The 15888-nt window shown below is 72.0% G+C and carries 9 protein-coding genes and 2 CRISPR repeat arrays; of the genes, 7 read left to right on the top strand and 2 right to left on the bottom strand.

Annotated elements, in window-relative coordinates; translation table 11 throughout:
- Nucleotides 1-442: 442 nt before the first annotated feature.
- Nucleotides 443-3202, bottom strand: coding sequence for a beta-L-arabinofuranosidase domain-containing protein (locus ACZ4W5_RS36670; protein ID WP_465659480.1), 2760 nt, complete (start codon nt 3200-3202; stop codon nt 443-445).
- A 384-nt stretch (nt 3203-3586) separates the two neighbouring features.
- Between ACZ4W5_RS36670 and ACZ4W5_RS36665 the strand changes: the two genes are divergently transcribed.
- The 6 genes from ACZ4W5_RS36665 (at nt 3587) to ACZ4W5_RS36640 (ending at nt 10319) form a co-directional block, all read left to right on the top strand.
- Complete coding sequence (locus ACZ4W5_RS36665) at nt 3587-4618, top strand: LacI family DNA-binding transcriptional regulator (RefSeq protein WP_360236591.1); 1032 nt, start codon at nt 3587-3589, stop codon at nt 4616-4618.
- Nucleotides 4615-6135 carry a sugar ABC transporter ATP-binding protein gene (locus ACZ4W5_RS36660; RefSeq protein WP_465659477.1) on the top strand — a complete coding sequence of 507 codons (1521 nt, stop codon included), beginning with the start codon at nt 4615-4617 and terminating at the stop codon, nt 6133-6135. Before ACZ4W5_RS36665 ends, ACZ4W5_RS36660 begins: the two co-directional genes overlap by 4 nt.
- Nucleotides 6125-8071: an ABC transporter permease/substrate-binding protein gene (locus ACZ4W5_RS36655; protein WP_465659475.1), complete on the top strand. Its 1947-nt coding sequence runs from the start codon at nt 6125-6127 to the stop codon at nt 8069-8071. Before ACZ4W5_RS36660 ends, ACZ4W5_RS36655 begins: the two co-directional genes overlap by 11 nt.
- A gap of 97 nt (nt 8072-8168) precedes the next feature.
- Nucleotides 8169-9098 (top strand): ribokinase, encoded by a 930-nt coding sequence (locus ACZ4W5_RS36650; protein WP_360236600.1) that lies wholly within the window; start codon nt 8169-8171, stop codon nt 9096-9098.
- The gene (gene rbsD, locus ACZ4W5_RS36645; protein ID WP_465659473.1) at nt 9095-9484 is read left to right on the top strand and encodes a D-ribose pyranase; all 390 of its coding nucleotides are present in this window, start codon (nt 9095-9097) and stop codon (nt 9482-9484) included. The genes ACZ4W5_RS36650 and rbsD overlap by 4 nt, the downstream gene beginning before the upstream one ends.
- A gap of 136 nt (nt 9485-9620) precedes the next feature.
- Nucleotides 9621-10319: a hypothetical protein gene (locus tag ACZ4W5_RS36640; RefSeq protein ID WP_360236606.1), complete on the top strand. Its 699-nt coding sequence runs from the start codon at nt 9621-9623 to the stop codon at nt 10317-10319.
- A 110-nt stretch (nt 10320-10429) separates the two neighbouring features.
- On the opposite strand, the gene ACZ4W5_RS36635 is transcribed toward ACZ4W5_RS36640, so the two are convergent.
- A complete protein-coding gene (locus ACZ4W5_RS36635; protein WP_360236668.1) occupies nt 10430-11011 on the bottom strand; it encodes a TetR/AcrR family transcriptional regulator in 582 nt (193 codons plus the stop codon).
- 153 nt (nt 11012-11164) lie between these two features.
- Here ACZ4W5_RS36635 and ACZ4W5_RS36630 point away from each other — a divergent pair, with 153 nt between their 5' ends.
- Entirely contained in the window at nt 11165-12271 is a 1107-nt protein-coding gene (locus ACZ4W5_RS36630) for an FAD-dependent oxidoreductase (RefSeq protein ID WP_465659471.1), read from the top strand.
- A gap of 51 nt (nt 12272-12322) precedes the next feature.
- Nucleotides 12323-14541: a CRISPR direct-repeat array (repeat unit 23 nt; unit sequence GAGCAACCCCCGCGAGCGCGGGG).
- Between the two features lie 458 nt (nt 14542-14999).
- A CRISPR array of direct repeats spans nt 15000-15450; the repeat unit is 23 nt; unit sequence GAGCAACCCCCGCGAGCGCGGGG.
- Nucleotides 15451-15888: the final 438 nt, after the last annotated feature.

The raw sequence follows: 15888 nt of genomic DNA, 5'->3' as shown, positions 1-15888 counted from the left end.
GGGGGTTGAGCAGGGAGGAAAAAGAAGCAACTCGGTTGGCCCCGGGGGTGGGGAAAAGGCCCTCTCTGGGGGGGGGGTGTTGGTGTCCCCCCTGGCGGGGCCCCCCACGACGGACGGCTGGCGGGATCGCGGCCTCGTGCGGCTGGGCTGGGGGGCGCCGTACGCTACCGCTCCCCTACTCCGGCTGATCTCCAGGGCCTTTCTCGTAGAGCGGTCGGGCGTCACCGGTCCGATCGGTCATCATGCTGAGCAGATTGGCGAGCCGGAAGGATGCGATCGCTCGCAGCCGTGTCCCGTCCTGCGGACCGAGGTGTCCGAGGCTCTCCCGGTACGTCACCTCGGCTTCCCCGAGGTCCCCCGCCCGGGCGTGCAAGTCGCCCTGGTGCCGCGGGATCCGGCTGCGATCGGCCGGCCTGCGGCGAGCGCGGAACCCGACGCCCGATCAGACGAACCGCCACAGGTGGTCGCTGGTGCCGCTGTCGTCCCAGAGCACGGCCTGCGCTCCCCAGGCGGTGGAGGCACCGGAGATGCCGAGGACGCGGCCGCCGGCGGCGCACTGGATCCGGAAGGTGTCGCCACCGCTGTGGCGCAGGCGCCACCGGTGGTCGGCGGCGCCGTTGTCGGCCCACTGGACGATCCGGGTGCCGTTGGCGGTGCCGCCGTTCTCCGCGGCGAGGACCTTGCCGCTGTTGGCGTTGCGCAGCCGCAGGTAGCCGCCGGTGTCGAGGGCGGCCGTCCAGAGGTGGTCGGCGGTGCCGTTGTCGTCCCACTGGACGGCGAGGCCGCCGTCGGCGGTGGACATGTTCTGGATGCCGAGGAGGAGTCCGCTGGCGACGTTCTGGATCCGCCGGGCGCCGACGGGGGCGAACTGCCACTGGCCGGCGGCGGCACCGCTGTCGGGCAGCTGTACGGCTGCGGCGCCTTGGGCGGTGGAGCCGCCGGCGATGCCGAGCAGCTTGCCGGTGTGGACGTTGCGGAGCTCGTGGAAGCCGTTGCCGGCGTCGACCACGGTCCACCGGTGGTCGGCGGTGCCCGTGTCGGCCCACTGGAGGATCGGGGCATTGTCGGCGGTGGACATGTCCTGCACGCCGAGGACCTTGCCGCTGTTGGCGTTGCGCAGCCGCAGTGCGGTGCCGTCGACGACGAGGGCCCAGTTGTGGTCGGCGGTGCCGGTGTCGGGCCACTGCAGGGCGAGGCCGCCGTCGGCGGTGGACATGTTCTGGATGCCGAGGACGAGTCCGCTGGCCGCGTTGACCAGACGGAAGCTCGCGCTGTCGGTCCGCCAGTAGACGGTGTAGTTGAAGCCCTGGGCGTCGTGGAACGGGCCGAGGTCGACCCTCGCTCCGTCGGCGGTGGCCGTGAAGGCGAGGGCGGTGCTGCTGGTCCGGGTGATCGTGGCGGGGTCCAGGGCCGGGAGGGCGGACAGCGCGGTGCTGCCGTAGTTGCCGGCCAGGACGGCGGGGCCGTAGGTGACCGCCGCGACCCCCGGGCTGTCGTTGGCGGCCTGGAGGGCCACCCGCATGGGGAGCTTCACGGTGACGGTGTCGCCGGAGACCCAGGACCGGGTGAGGGTGGCGTACGTGCCCGGGGTGGCCGCGATGTTCTGCGCGACGCCGTTGACGCTGACGACGGCACCCGAGGTCCACCCGGGGATGCGCACCCGCAGGGACCACGTCCCGCCGACACTGCCGGTGACCTTGAGCGTCGTGGTGTCCTCGGCCGGGAACGCGGTGGTCTGGGTGACCGTGATGCCCCGCTGGGTCCAGTCCAGGACGGACGGGAGGAACAGGTTCACCGTGAGGGTGGTGCCGTCGTGGAAGTAGACGGAGTCCATCAACTTGGTGTTGGACTCGACGCCCGTTCCCTGGCAGCACCAGAAGGTGCCGTAGTCGGTGCTCCAGGTGCCGCCGCCCCAGGCCGGGCCCTTGCCCCGGCGGCCGCCCGGGTTGAGGGAGCTGAAGTACGTGATGTGGCCGTGCGGGTCGGCCGGGTTCTGGGCGCCGAGGACGTGGTTGAGCAGCGTCTTCTCGTAGAAGTCGAAGTACGAGGCCTGGTCCGGGCTCAGCTGCCACAGCTCCCGGGTCAGCTTGAGCATGTTGTAGGAGTTGCAGAGCTCGCAGGTGTCGTCGGTGAGGTAGCCGGAGATGGCGTTCGCGGCCCGGAAGTGCTCCGCCTGGCTGTTGCCGCCGATGGCGTAGGTGTGCGCGCCGGTGGTGATCGCCCAGGCGTTGGCGGCGATGTCGCGGTAGCGGGTCGTCCCGGTGGCCTTGTACGCGCGGACGGCCCCGATCCACTTGGGCACCTGGGTGTTGGCGTGCAGGCCGTTGAGCTGGTCCAGGTTCGCGGCGAGCGGGTCGAGGACGGCGGCGTGGTCGAAGCGCTGAGCGGTGGTCAGCCAGCGTGTGTCACCGGTCTGTTGGCAGAGATCGGCCAGCACTTCGCTCATTCCGCCGAACTCGGTGCCCAGCACCGACTGCATCGTGCCGTAGCCGAGCGCGGCGGTGCGGCGGTCGACCCAGTCGGCGAGCGCGAGGAGCACGTCGCGGGCCTGGGTGTTGTCCAGGAGGCGCCACACGTCGAGCAGGCCGGCCATGGTCTTGTGGACGCAGTAGTACGGGACGTTGCCGTTGCTCAGTCTGCCCGCTTCGAGGCTGGCGAAGTCGGCCTCGGGGAAGCCCGAGAGGTAGCCGGCGGAGAAGCCCGCGGCGGCGTTGTTGGCCTGGCACTTGGCGAGTTCGGCCACCATCCGGTTGGCCTTGTCCCGGCAGGTGGTGTCCCCGAGCGCGGCGGCGGCCTGGGCCCACGCCGAGAGGAAGTGGCCCTGCACGTGGGTGCGGAAGGGGAACCCGGGGTCGTCCCAACCACCGTTCGCGGCAGCGGCGTTGGTGGAGAGTCGGTGGTTGGCGCGGAAGTTGTACAGCAGGCGGTCGACGTCGACGAAGCGGAGGTAGGCCAGGGTGCGGTTCTGGTTGTCGAGCCAGCGGCTGCTGGTGAGCCGGACCTGACCCAGCTCGAACGGGAGCGTCGACACTCCGACGTCGGTCCTGACCGGGGGCGTCTGCGCCGCGGCGGAGACGGGACCGAGGGCGGAGACGGGACCGAGGGCCGGGCCGGGACCGAGGGCGGGGCCGGCGGCTGCGGCCACGGCCGCGACGCCGGTCGCCTTGAACGCGGCACGGCGGCTGAAGGGGTGAGCCGGCATGGCGAACTCCATCGTGTGCAGGAGAAGGAAGCGGGGGAGTACAGCGGCCGTAGTCCTTCGCACAAGCGCACGTCGCCGCCCAGCGGGGCTTGGTGCGGCGCCCGCTTGTTGCAAGAGTGTTAACGCTCACAATTAGCGTGTCAATAGACCGGTCGACGGCGTGAACGCGGGCGTCGCCGGCGGACGACGGGCAGGCCCCAGGCGGGGGGCCCGGGGCCTGCCTCCTGCGCGCCCGATTCCCGCCGCGGGTGGCTGCCCGGGCGGCCGGCGTTCATCACGATCAGGTTTCAGCCACCTGCCCAGGGCTTGCCCTGCGCGCATGTAATCGATTCCAATCGTCGGAACGCGTTGATGTAATCGATTCCACGAGGAGGTGGGGCGGCTGTGACGAGCATCAAGGACGTCGCCGCCGAGGCAGGCGTGTCCGTCGCCACTGTCTCGCGTGTCCTGAATGAGCACCCTTCGGTCAGTGCGGACGCGCGGGCGCGGGTGCTGGCCGCCGTCGCAGCGCTCGGGTACCGGCCCAACGCCGTGGCGCGGTCGCTGCGCACCGATCAGACCCACACGCTCGGCCTCGTGATCAGCGACGTGCTGAACCCGTACTTCACCGAGCTCGCACGGTCCGTGGAGGAAGAGGCGCGGGCGCTGGGGTACAGCGTGATCATCGGGAACGCCGACGAGCGGCCGGAACTGCAGGACCACCACGTACGGACGCTGCTGGACCGCCGTATCGACGGGCTGCTGGTCTCGCCCACCGACGGCGGGTCGCCGCTCATGCTGGACGCCGCCCGGGCCGGGACACCGATGGTGTTCGTGGACCGGTGGATCCCCGGCGTCGACGTGCCGGTGGTGCGGGCGGACGGGCGGGGTGCCGTACGGGATCTCGTCGCGCACCTGCACCGGCTGGGGCACCGGCGGCTGGCGATCATCGCCGGGCCGGCGGCCACCACGACCGGGCAGGAGCGGGTGGAGGCGTTCCGCGAGGCGCTGGCGGAGTGCGGCCTCGACCTGCCGGACCGGTACATCGGCCAGGGTGACTTCCAGGCCGCCAGCGGCCGGCGGGCGACCGAGCGCTTCCTCGACCTCGCCGAGCCCCCGCAGGTCGTGTTCGCGGCGGACAACCTGATGGCGCTGGGCGCCCTGGACGCCGTACGCGCCCGCGGCCTGCGGGTACCGGAGGACATCGCGCTCGCCGCGTTCGACGACATCCCCTGGTTCGTGCACACCGACCCGCCGATCACCGCGATCGCCCAGCCCACGGGCGAGCTGGGCCGGGCCGCCGTGCGCGCGCTCGTGGACCGCATCGAGGGGCGGGCGCCACGATCCGTGACGCTCCCCGCCCGTCTCGTCGTCCGCCGCTCGTGCGGCGAGAGCCCCGTAACCGAGACCCCCGTGACGAACAGGAGCCAGTCGTGAGCGACGCGGACGAGTTGCTGCGCATCGAGGGCGTTCGGAAGACCTTCCCCGGGGTGGTCGCGCTGGACCGCGTCGACTTCGACCTGCGGCGGGGCGAGGTCCATGTGCTGCTCGGTGAGAACGGCGCGGGCAAGAGCACCCTGATCAAGATGCTCTCCGGTGCCCACACGCCCGACGAGGGCCGCATCCTGGTCGGTGGTCAGGAGGTCCGCATCCACGGTGCGCAGGACTCCGAGCGACTCGGGATCGCCACCATCTACCAGGAGTTCAACCTCGTCCCCGATCTGACGGTCGCCGAGAACATCTTCCTGGGACGCCAGCCGCGCCGGTTCGGGGTGATCGACCGGAAGCGGATGGAGGCGGACGCCTCGGAGCTGCTGGAGCGCGTCGGTGTCAGTGTGTCGCCCCGGGCGCGGGTGCGCGAACTGGGCATCGCACGCCTGCAGATGGTCGAGATCGCCAAGGCGCTGAGCCTGGACGCGCGGGTCCTGATCATGGACGAGCCGACCGCCGTGCTGACCTCCGAGGAGGTCGAGAAGCTGTTCGTGATCGTGCGCAGACTGCGTGAGGACGGCGTCGGGATCGTCTTCATCACGCACCATCTGGAGGAGATCGCCGCCCTCGGGGACCGGGTCACGGTCATCCGGGACGGCAGGTCGGTCGGACAGGTGCCCGCCTCCACACCGGAGGAGGAGCTCGTACGGCTGATGGTGGGCCGGTCCATCGAGCAGAAGTACCCGCGCGAGCGGGCTGTCCCGGGCGCCGCCCTGCTGTCCGTGGAGGGACTGTCCCGGGACGGTGTCTTCCACGACGTCAGCTTCGAGGTGCGCGCCGGCGAGGTCGTCGGCGTCGCGGGGCTGGTCGGGGCGGGTCGTACCGAGGTGGTCCGGGCCGTCTTCGGGGCCGACCCGTACGACCGCGGTACGGTCCGCGTCGACGGGGCTGCCCTGAAACGGCACGACATCGGCGCCGCCATGACCGCGGGAATCGGGCTGGTGCCCGAGGATCGCAAGGGCCAGGGGCTGGTGCTCGACCAGTCGGTCGAGGAGAACCTCGGACTCGTCACCCTCAAGTCCGCCACCAGGGCCGGAATCGTCGACCTCAGGGGTCAGCACGACGCCGCCGCGCGGATCGCCGGGCAGCTCGGCGTACGGATGGCCGGGCTCGGTCAGCAGGTGCGCACGCTGTCCGGCGGCAACCAGCAGAAGGTCGTCATCGGCAAGTGGCTCCTGGCCGACACCAGGGTGCTGATCCTCGACGAGCCCACGCGCGGCATCGACGTCGGCGCCAAGGTCGAGATCTACCAGCTCATCAACGAGCTGACGGCCGCCGGGGCCGCCGTCCTCATGATCTCCAGCGATCTGCCCGAGGTGCTCGGGATGAGCGACCGGGTGCTGGTGATGGCCCAGGGCCGGATCGTCGGCGAGCTGTCCGCCGACGAGGCCACGCAGGACGCGGTCATGTCGCTGGCCGTGAGCAATCCCACTACCGAACTGGAGGCCCCCCGTGGCCGCTGAAACGCTCAAGAGCGGTACGGGCGCCGGTGGCGCCGCGGCGTTGCGCCGTCTGCTGCTCGACAACGGCGCGCTGACCGCGCTGATCGCCCTCGTCATCGCCATGTCGGCGCTGTCGGGCGACTTCCTCACCACCGACAACCTGCTCAACGTCGGCGTCCAGGCGGCCGTGACCGCCGTCCTCGCCTTCGGCGTCACCTTCGTGATCGTCTCGGCGGGCATCGACCTGTCGGTCGGGTCGGTGGCCGCGCTGTCGGCGACCGTACTGGCGTGGAGCGCCACGGTGCACGGAGTGCCGGTGGCCGTCGCGGTGCTGCTGGCACTGGCGACGGGTGTGGCCGCCGGCCTGGTGAACGGCTTCCTGGTCTCGTACGGCAAGCTGCCGCCGTTCATCGCGACGCTCGCGATGCTGTCGGTGGGGCGTGGCCTGGCACTGGTGATCTCGGACGGATCGCCGATCGCGTTCCCGGCCTCCGTCTCCCACCTGGGTGACACGCTCGGGGGGTGGCTGCCGGTGCCGGTGCTCGTCATGGTGGCCATGGGGCTCGTCACGGCGTTCGTCCTCGGCCGTACGTACATCGGCCGCTCGATGTACGCCATCGGCGGCAACGAGGAGGCGGCCCGGCTCTCGGGTCTGCGGGTGCCCAGGCAGAAGCTCGTGATCTACGCGCTGTCCGGGGTGTTCGCCGCGGTCGCCGGTGTCGTCCTGGCCTCCCGGCTCTCCTCCGCGCAGCCGCAGGCCGCCACCGGGTACGAGCTGGACGCCATCGCCTCCGTCGTCATCGGCGGCGCCTCCCTCGCCGGGGGTACCGGCAAGGCGTCGGGGACGCTGATCGGCGCGCTCATCCTCGCGGTGCTGCGCAACGGGCTGAACCTGCTGAACGTCTCCGCGTTCTGGCAGCAGGTCGTCATCGGTGTCGTCATCGCCCTGGCGGTGCTGCTCGACACGGTGCGGCGCAAGGCCGGGGCCACTCCCACGGCGATCGGGGCGCCCGGCGGCGGAAGGGGCAAGCAGGCCGCCACGTACGGGATCGCGGCTGTCGTGACGGTGGCGATCGTGGCTGCGACGTCGTTCCTGCACGGCGATCCGAAGGCCGGCACCCGGAAGGTCGGCCTCTCGCTCTCCACGCTCAACAACCCGTTCTTCGTGCAGATCCGGTCGGGTGCGCAGGCCGAGGCGAAGCTGCTGGGGGTGGACCTGACCGTCACCGACGCGCAGAACGACGCCTCGCAGCAGGCCAACCAGCTGCAGAACTTCACCAGTTCGAAGCTCGCGGCGATCGTCGTCAACCCGGTGGACTCCGACGCGGCGAGCAACTCCGTGCAGGCCGCGGGCAAGGCGAAGATCCCGGTCATCGCCGTCGACCGCGGCGTCAACAACGCCGATGTGAACGCACTGGTCGCCTCCGACAACGTCGCCGGGGGTGAGCAGGCGGCGAAGGCCGTCGCCGAGAAGCTCGGTGGCAGCGGGAAGATCGTGATCCTCCAGGGGCTGGCCGGTACCTCCGCCGCGCGGGAGCGGGCCGAGGGCTTCGCCAAGGGGCTGGAGGCGTACCCGGGGATCGAGGTCGTCGCGCAGCAGCCGGCCGACTTCGACCGGACCAAGGGGCTCGACGTCATGTCGAACCTGCTCCAGGCGCACCCGGACGTCCAGGGCGTCATCGCCGCCAACGACGAGATGGCGCTCGGCGCGGTGAAGGCGCTCGGGTCCAGGGCCGGCGAATCCGTGCAGGTCGTCGGCTTCGACGGAACTCCCGACGGGCTGAAGGCGGTCGAGCAGGGGGCGCTGTACGCGTCCGTGGCCCAGCAGCCGTCGCAGCTCGGGAAGATCGCCGTGGACAACGCGGTCAAGGCGATCAAGGGGGAGAAGGTCGAGGAGACCGTCAAGGTGCCGGTGAAGGTGGTCACCAAGGAGACCGTGGCCGGGTTCAGCGGCTGAGACGGGGAACGGGGTGGCCGGGGTGCCCGCGGAAGCGGGGCTCCGGCCGCCTCGTTTCGGATTTCCTGAGTTTCGGATGTCCTGATTGGGGAGTTTCATGGGTTTCACGTACGACTACGACGTGCTGGTCGTGGGGTCGGCCAACGTCGATCTCGTGATCGGTGTCGAGCGCAGGCCCGGGGCCGGGGAGACGGTGCTCGGGTCGGACCTCGCCGTCCATCCCGGCGGCAAGGGGGCCAACCAGGCGGTTGCCGCCGCGCGGCTCGGGGCGCGCACAGCGCTGCTCGCGCGGGTCGGGGACGATGCGAACGGGCGGCTGCTGCTGGAGTCGCAGCGCAGCGCGGGGGTCGACACGGAGGGCGTCCTGGTGGGCGGGGCCCCGACCGGCGTCGCGCTGATCACCGTCGACCCGTCGGGGGACAACAGCATCGTGGTCTCGCCCGGTGCGAACGGGCGGCTCACGCCGGAGGACGTCCGGGCCGCCGAGCCGCTGATCCGCGCCTCTCGGGTGGTCTCGACGCAGTTGGAGATCCCGTTGGAGTCGGTCGTGGAGGTCGTGCGGCAACTGCCGTCCGGCACGCGGTTCGTGTTGAACCCCTCCCCGCCGCAGGCGCTGCCGGCCGAGGTGCTGGCGGCCTGCGACCCGCTGATCGTCAACGAGCACGAGGCCCGGGTGATCCTGGGCGGCGGGACCATCGGCGACTCCCGCTCGGGCGACGATCCCGCCGCATGGGTGCGGGAGTTGCTCGCGAGCGGGCCCCGATCGGTCGTGGTGACGCTCGGCTCGGAGGGAGCGTTGGTCGCCTCCGCCGGGGAGGAGGTCGTACGGGTCGCGTCGGTGAAGGTCGACGCCGTCGACACGACGGGTGCCGGCGACTCCTTCACGGCCGCACTGGCCTGGAAGCTGGGCGCGGGCGCCTCGCTCGCGGAGGCGGCCGGGTACGCCGCCCGGGTGGGCGCCGTCGCCGTGACGCGGCGGGGGGCCCAGGAGTCCTTCCCCACCGCCGAGGAGGTCGAGGCGCGGTGAAGAAGGGCGGGATTCTCAATCGCCATCTCGCCGGAGCCGTCGCCGAGTTGGGGCACGGCGACCAGGTGCTCGTCTGTGACGCGGGGATGCCGATTCCGGACGGGCCCCGGGTGGTCGACCTCGCCTTCCGGGCGGGGATCCCGTCGTTCGAGGACGTACTGGCCGGGCTCCTCGACGAGTTGGTGATCGAGGGGGCGCTCGCGGCGCAGGAGGTACGGGAGGCGAACCCCGCCGCGGACGGGCTGCTGGCCGGCTCCTTCACCGAACTGGCCTACGTACCGCACGAAACGCTGAAGGAGCTGAGTGCGAGGGCGCGCCTGGTGGTGCGGACCGGGGAAGCCCGGCCGTACGCGAACGTGCTGCTGCGGTGCGGGGTGTTCTTCTGATCGACTTTCGACGACGGGCTGCTGGGCGGGCTGCGCGTTTCCGGGAATCGGACGATCCGTGAGACGGTCGGCGAACTCCGATGGGATGCTGGGGCCTTGGACCGACCCACCGCAACGACCCCCGGGGGAACCACCCATGCCGCTGTTCGGAAGTCGCAAGAACCTACCGAAGCCGCTGTGCGACGAGCACGGCCCGTGCAAGGCGCTGGCCGGGATCTCGGTCTTCGAGGTCCGGGACCGGCTTCGGCTCCTGGTCGCCCCGACCCGCACACTGGGCCCCGACCCCATGGCCCGGCAGATCGACGACGAGCTGTCGGTCGTCCTGTGCGTGAACGGCGGGAAGCGGGGCGGGACGACCGAGGCCCTGTCGATAGCCGAGCACGCCGCCGACCAGTGGAGCCTCAGCCGGGCCGAGCTCTGGGAACGGGCCTTCGCCAATCTGACCACCGAGCAGCTCAACCGGCAGTCCTTCAATGCGACGAACGGCGACGTCCTCTACGCCGTCAACGGGATGGGCGTGTGGCCCGGCGCGGCCCAGGCCCTGCGGCTGGAGAACGCCCTGGGCGGGGTCGAACTGCCCCACGGCGCCCTGGTCACCCTGCCGACGAGCAACGCGTTCTGCGCGGCGCCGATCCGCAGCGGCTCGTCGCTGAACGCGATCCGCTTCATGATCGACCTGTCGAAGCAGCTCCAGGCCAACGATCCGGCGCCGCTGACCTCGTCGATCTTCTGGTACCGGGACGGCTGGCTGGAGAACCTGAACGTCGGCGACAACGGCATGATGCGCCCGTCCGCCCGCTTCCGGGAGATGGCGAACGGCCTCCCGGCCACCTGACCTCCCCGCCACCTGACCCACCGGGTACCTGCCCCCCCGCCACCTGGCCCCCCGCCACCTGACCCCCCGGTACCGTCGCCCGGCGGGCTTCGGGGCGATCGCAGACCGGGTCAGTTGCTCGGATGGGAGGCTGCCCAGCCCTGTTCGAGCAGGGCGAACGCCTCGTCGGCAGCCCGGCGCGGTTCGGGGTGCTGCAGGATCAGACTGCGGGCCGCCAGGGCGAACCGGGCCAGGGCGGCGCAGCTGACGTCGTCCTCGGGTGCGCCCACGGCCTCCGCGACGGCCCGCGCCAGGGCCGCTTCATGGCGGGTCCACATCCGTTGGGAGTAGTCACGCAGCGCGGGGGTCTCCTGTACCAGGCGGGTGAAGTCGGCGAACCGCGGGTCGGCGGCGTGGACGGCGAACCGGGTCTGGTGCAGCAGCAGGTGCTCGCGCAGCGCCTGCGGGATCGACCGGCCCGGGGGCCGCTCGCGCACGGCCGCGACGAGGGCCGCTTCCAGGTCGTCGTCCTGGTCGAAGACCAGCGCCTCCTTGCCGGCGAAGTGCTTGAACAGGGTGGTCACGGAGACGTCTGCGGCATCGGCGACGTCCTTGACGCCGACCTGGTCGTAGCCGCGTTCGAGGAAGAGTTCGAGTGCGGCGTCGGCCAGGGCCTGGCGGGTCTGGGCCTTCTTGCGCTCGCGGCGCCCCATCGCTTCGGTCACTCGACCACCATAGCCCGAAGTGCATCCACTCCGAAAGTGTAGTCATTGCACTTATTTAGCGAGTGTGCTTTCTTGGTGGTGCCGGGCCGCCCGGCGACCCACCCACCACCGGGACCCACCCACCACCGGAAGGACACACCCATGCCCTCTGCCCGTGACCCTCGCATCGCGATCGTCGGCGCCGGCCTCGGCGGCTTGACCTGCGCCCGGGTCCTGCAGCAACACGGCCGCGCCGTCACGGTGTTCGAACGCGAGGCCGACGCCGACGCCCGCCCGCAGGGCGGCACCCTCGACATGCACGCCGACACCGGCCAGGCCGCCTTGCGGTCGGCGGGCCTGCTCGACCGGTTCCATGCCCTCGCGCGCCCCGAGGGCGACGAGTGGCGCGTGCTCGACCATGCCACCGGTGCCCTCCTCACCCAGCGAGGGCCGACCGCAGGCGGGGGCCGTCCGGAGATCGACCGCGGCCAACTGCGCGGCCTGCTGCTGGACTCGCTCGCCCCGGGCACGGTGCGGTGGGACCGTGCCGTCACCGGGGTCACCCCGCTGGCGGGCGGCACCTGCCGGCTGGTCCTGGGTGACGGTACGGCCGAGGAGTTCGACCTGGTGGTCGGTGCCGACGGCGCCTGGTCACGGGTCCGCCCGGCCCTGTCGCCCGCGGTACCCCACTACACCGGTGTCACCTTCGTCGAGACCGGCTTCGACCAATGCGACACCCGCCACCCCGAACTCGCCCGGCTGGTCGGCAACGGATCGCTGCTGGCGAAGGGCGTCGGCCGGACCCTGGTCGCCCAGCGCAACAGCAACGGTCACATCCGCGGCTACCTCGCGCTGCGCGAGCCGCAGGACTGGCACGCGGCCGCCGGACTCGACCTCGGCGACCAACGGGCCGTGCAGGAGCACCTGTTGGAGATGTTCGACGGCTGGGACGAGAGCCTGCTGCGGATCCTGCGCGACAGCGACCACGGCTTCGTCAACCGGCCCCTGCACGTGCTGCCCGCCCCGCACACCTGGGCGCACGTGCCCGGCGTGACGCTGCTCGGCGATGCCGCGCACCTGATGCCCCCGGTCGGGCTGGGCGCCAACCTCGCCATGCTCGACGGCGCCGACCTCGCCCACGCCCTCGTCACCGAATCCAGCATCAGCGACGCCGTCCGCGCCTACGAGCGCGTCATGCTGCCACGCTCGACCGAGGCCGCGACGGGCAGCGCCCGGGGCCTCGACCACCTCGTCCCCGCGGCCGGCTGAGCCGACCCCGCCGGCCGCGAGCGATATGGTGAACTCCCCTGGGTGGCGTGGGAGCAACCCCCGCGAGCGCGGGGCCGACCAACAACGCTCGGCGGCCGCCGCCGAGAAGGGGGAGCAACCCCCGCGAGCGCGGGGCCGACCGTGGACCTGCTGAACAACGTGACTTCGGACAGGAGCAACCCCCGCGAGCGCGGGGCCGATAGCTGGTCGGCCACTCCGCGCTGAACCAGGGTGGAGCAACCCCCGCGAGCGCGGGGCCGATACCGCCGCCCCGGACCAGCCCTTGAGCCTGTCCGAGCAACCCCCGCGAGCGCGGGGACGATGACGACGAGACGCTCCGCTGCATGAGCTTCTTGGAGCAACCCCCGCGAGTGCGGGGACGATGTCTCCCGCTCGGGGGACCGGACCGTGTACGGCGAGCAACCCCTGCGAGCGCGGGGACGATACAGTCGTCGCCCTACCCGAGGTTCTGCCCCGGGAGCAACCCCCGCGAGCGCGGGGCCGATAGGGCATGGGGCCGATGGCGGACCCAGCCAGCAGAGCAACCCCCGCGAGCGCGGGGTCGATGCGTAGTGGGCCTCGTTCAGCGGGACGTCGCCGGAGCAACCCCCGCGAGCGCGGGGCCCATCCGGTACACCCGGTCGAAGATGCTGCTCACTCCGAGCAACCCCCGCGAGCGCGGGGCCGATCCCGGTACCTGCGCGAGGAGCTCGGCTACACGGGAGCAACCCCCGCGAGCGCGGGGCCGACAGAAGGCGCCGCGCGGCGGTGTCGCTGCCAAGCGAGCAACCCCCGCAAGCGCGGGGCCGATATGGAAGCGATGTTCTTCGGTACGGCGCCGTGGGAGCAACCCCCGCGAGCGCGGGGCCGATGACGCCTTGCCCAGCGTGCGTCCGGTGCTCGGGGAGCAACCCCCGCGAGCGCGGGGCCGATCTGAGCCGCTGGCTGCTCGCCCCCTGGACCACGGAGCAACCCCCGCGAGCGCGGGGCCGATGACCGTCGGGGGTATGCGAGTAATCTAGCAAGAGAGCAACCCCCGCGAGCGCGGGGCCGATCTTCTTCTGGGCGGCCTGGGCGAGCCGGGCCTGGAGCAACCCCCGCGAGCGCGGGGCCGACATGGTGCCGAACGAACCGCGGCCCCACTCCTGGGAGCAACCCCCGCGAGCGCGGGGACGACCACAGGAGAGGGCCCAGGAGAGGGATGTCGGAAGAGCAACCCCCGCGAGCGCGGGGACGACGCATACGCCGCACTCCGGAACAACGACCCGCAGGAGCAACCCCCGCGAGCGCGGGGACGACCCCCGCGCCGGGGCGCCTCGGGGGAGCCTCGGCGAGCAACCCCCGCGAGCGCGGGGACGACCACACGTCGGCAATCGTCGCCGACACTGGGGAGGAGCAACCCCCGCGAGCGCGGGGACGACGCCGTCCGGTTCCTGATGGAGCTGCCTGCGCCGGAGCAACCCCCGCGAGCGCGGGGACGACACCGGGGCCTGGAGGGGCAGCACGGCCCACACCGAGCAACCCCCGCGAGCGCGGGGACGACCGGCCTCGGGGATCAATGGAACAGCCGTTAGCGGAGCAACCCCCGCGAGCGCGGGGACGACGGCATGGTCTGGCGGGTCCTCACCCCCCAGCGCGAGCAACCCCCGCGAGCGCGGAGACGACGTGCCCGGCGGGGTGCAGCGGCCTACCTTGCGGGAGCAACCCCCGCGAGCGCGGGGCCGACAGGAGATCCCTGGTCAGATGCTGTTCGACACGGGAGCAACCCCTGCGAGCGCGGGGCCGACGCATGGTCTACGCCTTCTCCCGCGACAACGCCCGAGCAACCCCCGCGAGCGCGGGGCCGACTCCGCGCTCCGGTGGGACGAGCTGGCGGGCGGGGAGCAACCCCCGCGAGCGCGGAGCCGACATCCTGTGGCACGGCCGACACAAGGTCCACAGGGAGCAACCCCCGCGAGCGCGGGGCCGACTCAACGACCCGAAGGGCGCTGACGCCTACTGGAGAGCAACCCCCGCGAGCGCGGGGCCGACAAGGAGTTCGACAAGAAGCTCGCCGGCTGGTGGGAGCAACCCCCGCGAGCGCGGGGCCGACAAGCTCGACCCGACCGGGCTGCAGCTGGGCGCGGAGCAACCCCCGCGAGCGCGGGGCCGACGCCGCGGTGCTGTCGGAGTTGGGCTCGGTGCCGGAGCAACCCCCGCGAGTGCGGGGCCGACCTCGAACGTCAACATCAACAACGGCAACCTGTAGAGCAACCCCCGCGAGCGCGGGGCCGACTCCACCACCCTCGCCCACGGCACCCCCGACGGGGTCGGCCCCGCACGCGCGGGGATTGCTCGTGGTTGAGGCCCGGCTGACAGTCGAACAGCACGTCGGCCCCGCACGCGCGGGGATTGCTCCGCAGGCCTGACCCCGGTTGTCGGCATCAAGGAGTCGGCCCCGCACGCGCGGGGATTGCTCCCACTCCGGCTCACGCCGTCGACATCGGCTACCGTCGGCCCCGCACGCGCGGGGATTGCTCCGGACTGGGCTGGCTGATCGGCCCGACCCTGTGGTCGGCCCCGCGAGCGCGGGGCCGACAGGATGGTGACGAGCTCCGTTCTTCCGGTGAGCACTCCCTCGAGCGCACTGCCGGTGCGAGGATCTACTCGGTGGTGATGCCGATGTCGGAGCGATCTCTCGCGAGCGCGGGGCCGATCCCTCCAGGTCCGCTACGTCTGGGACGACGCTGGAGTAACCCACGCGAGCGCGGGGCTGATTGACGATCCGTCCGCAAGGCTGATCGCAACCCAGAGCAACCCCCGCGAGCGCGGGGCTGATGCGCCACGCCGGAAGGAGGGCGAGGGCAACCGCGAGCAACCCCCGCGAGCGCGGGGTCGATCGTGGGCCGGGGTGCGGTGAAGCAGGTGTGGCGGAGCAACCCCCGCGAGCGCGGGGTCGATCGTTGAGCGGGAGGTCAGAGGGCATGATGGTCAGAGCAACCCCCGCGAGCGCGGGGCCGATGGCGAGGTAGTCGGCTTCGCCGGGGTGGGGCGGGAGCAACCCCCGCGAGCGCGGGGTCGATGCCGCGAAGCGGAAAGGGCTTGGATTTCATGGCGAGCAACCCCCGCGAGCGCGGGGTCGATCGTCGTCCGCCGCGTGCGGGCCGGTCGGCGCCGGAGCAACCCCCGCGAGCGCGGGGTCGATGCTTGCTGAGCTGCGGCGATTGGTGTCAGAGGGTGCGGGTTGATTCAGTTCGATCGTATGGCAGCCCGTAGGGGAGGTGGCGCATTGTCGTCATCTCTCTATCCTCCGAGGCGAGTTGTCAGTGCCGTGTCCTGCGCTCTCGAAGCGTACTCGTACGTGGAGGTCGGGCGGTGGATGAGGGCTGCGGGCAGTGGGCCGACCCCCCGCGTTAGAGCGGTTTCGCTGTGGCGCTTCACGTCTCGCCGGTCTAGGAGGGGTTGGCCAACGGAGACGACGAGCCAACCCGGTTGATCCCGAGTTGGTGGCACAAGGCCGTCCCGGTGGTGGACGGTTGCGGGGGGGGGGGGGGGGGGGGGGGGGGGGGGGGGGGGGGGGGGGGGGGGGGGGGGGGGGGTGGGGGGGGTTTCCGTGGTCCTTCCCCCTGACCCGGGGA

This window comes from Kitasatospora sp. NPDC029367 (assembly GCF_055569135.1).
This window is presented reverse-complemented; position numbering and strand designations above follow the sequence as displayed.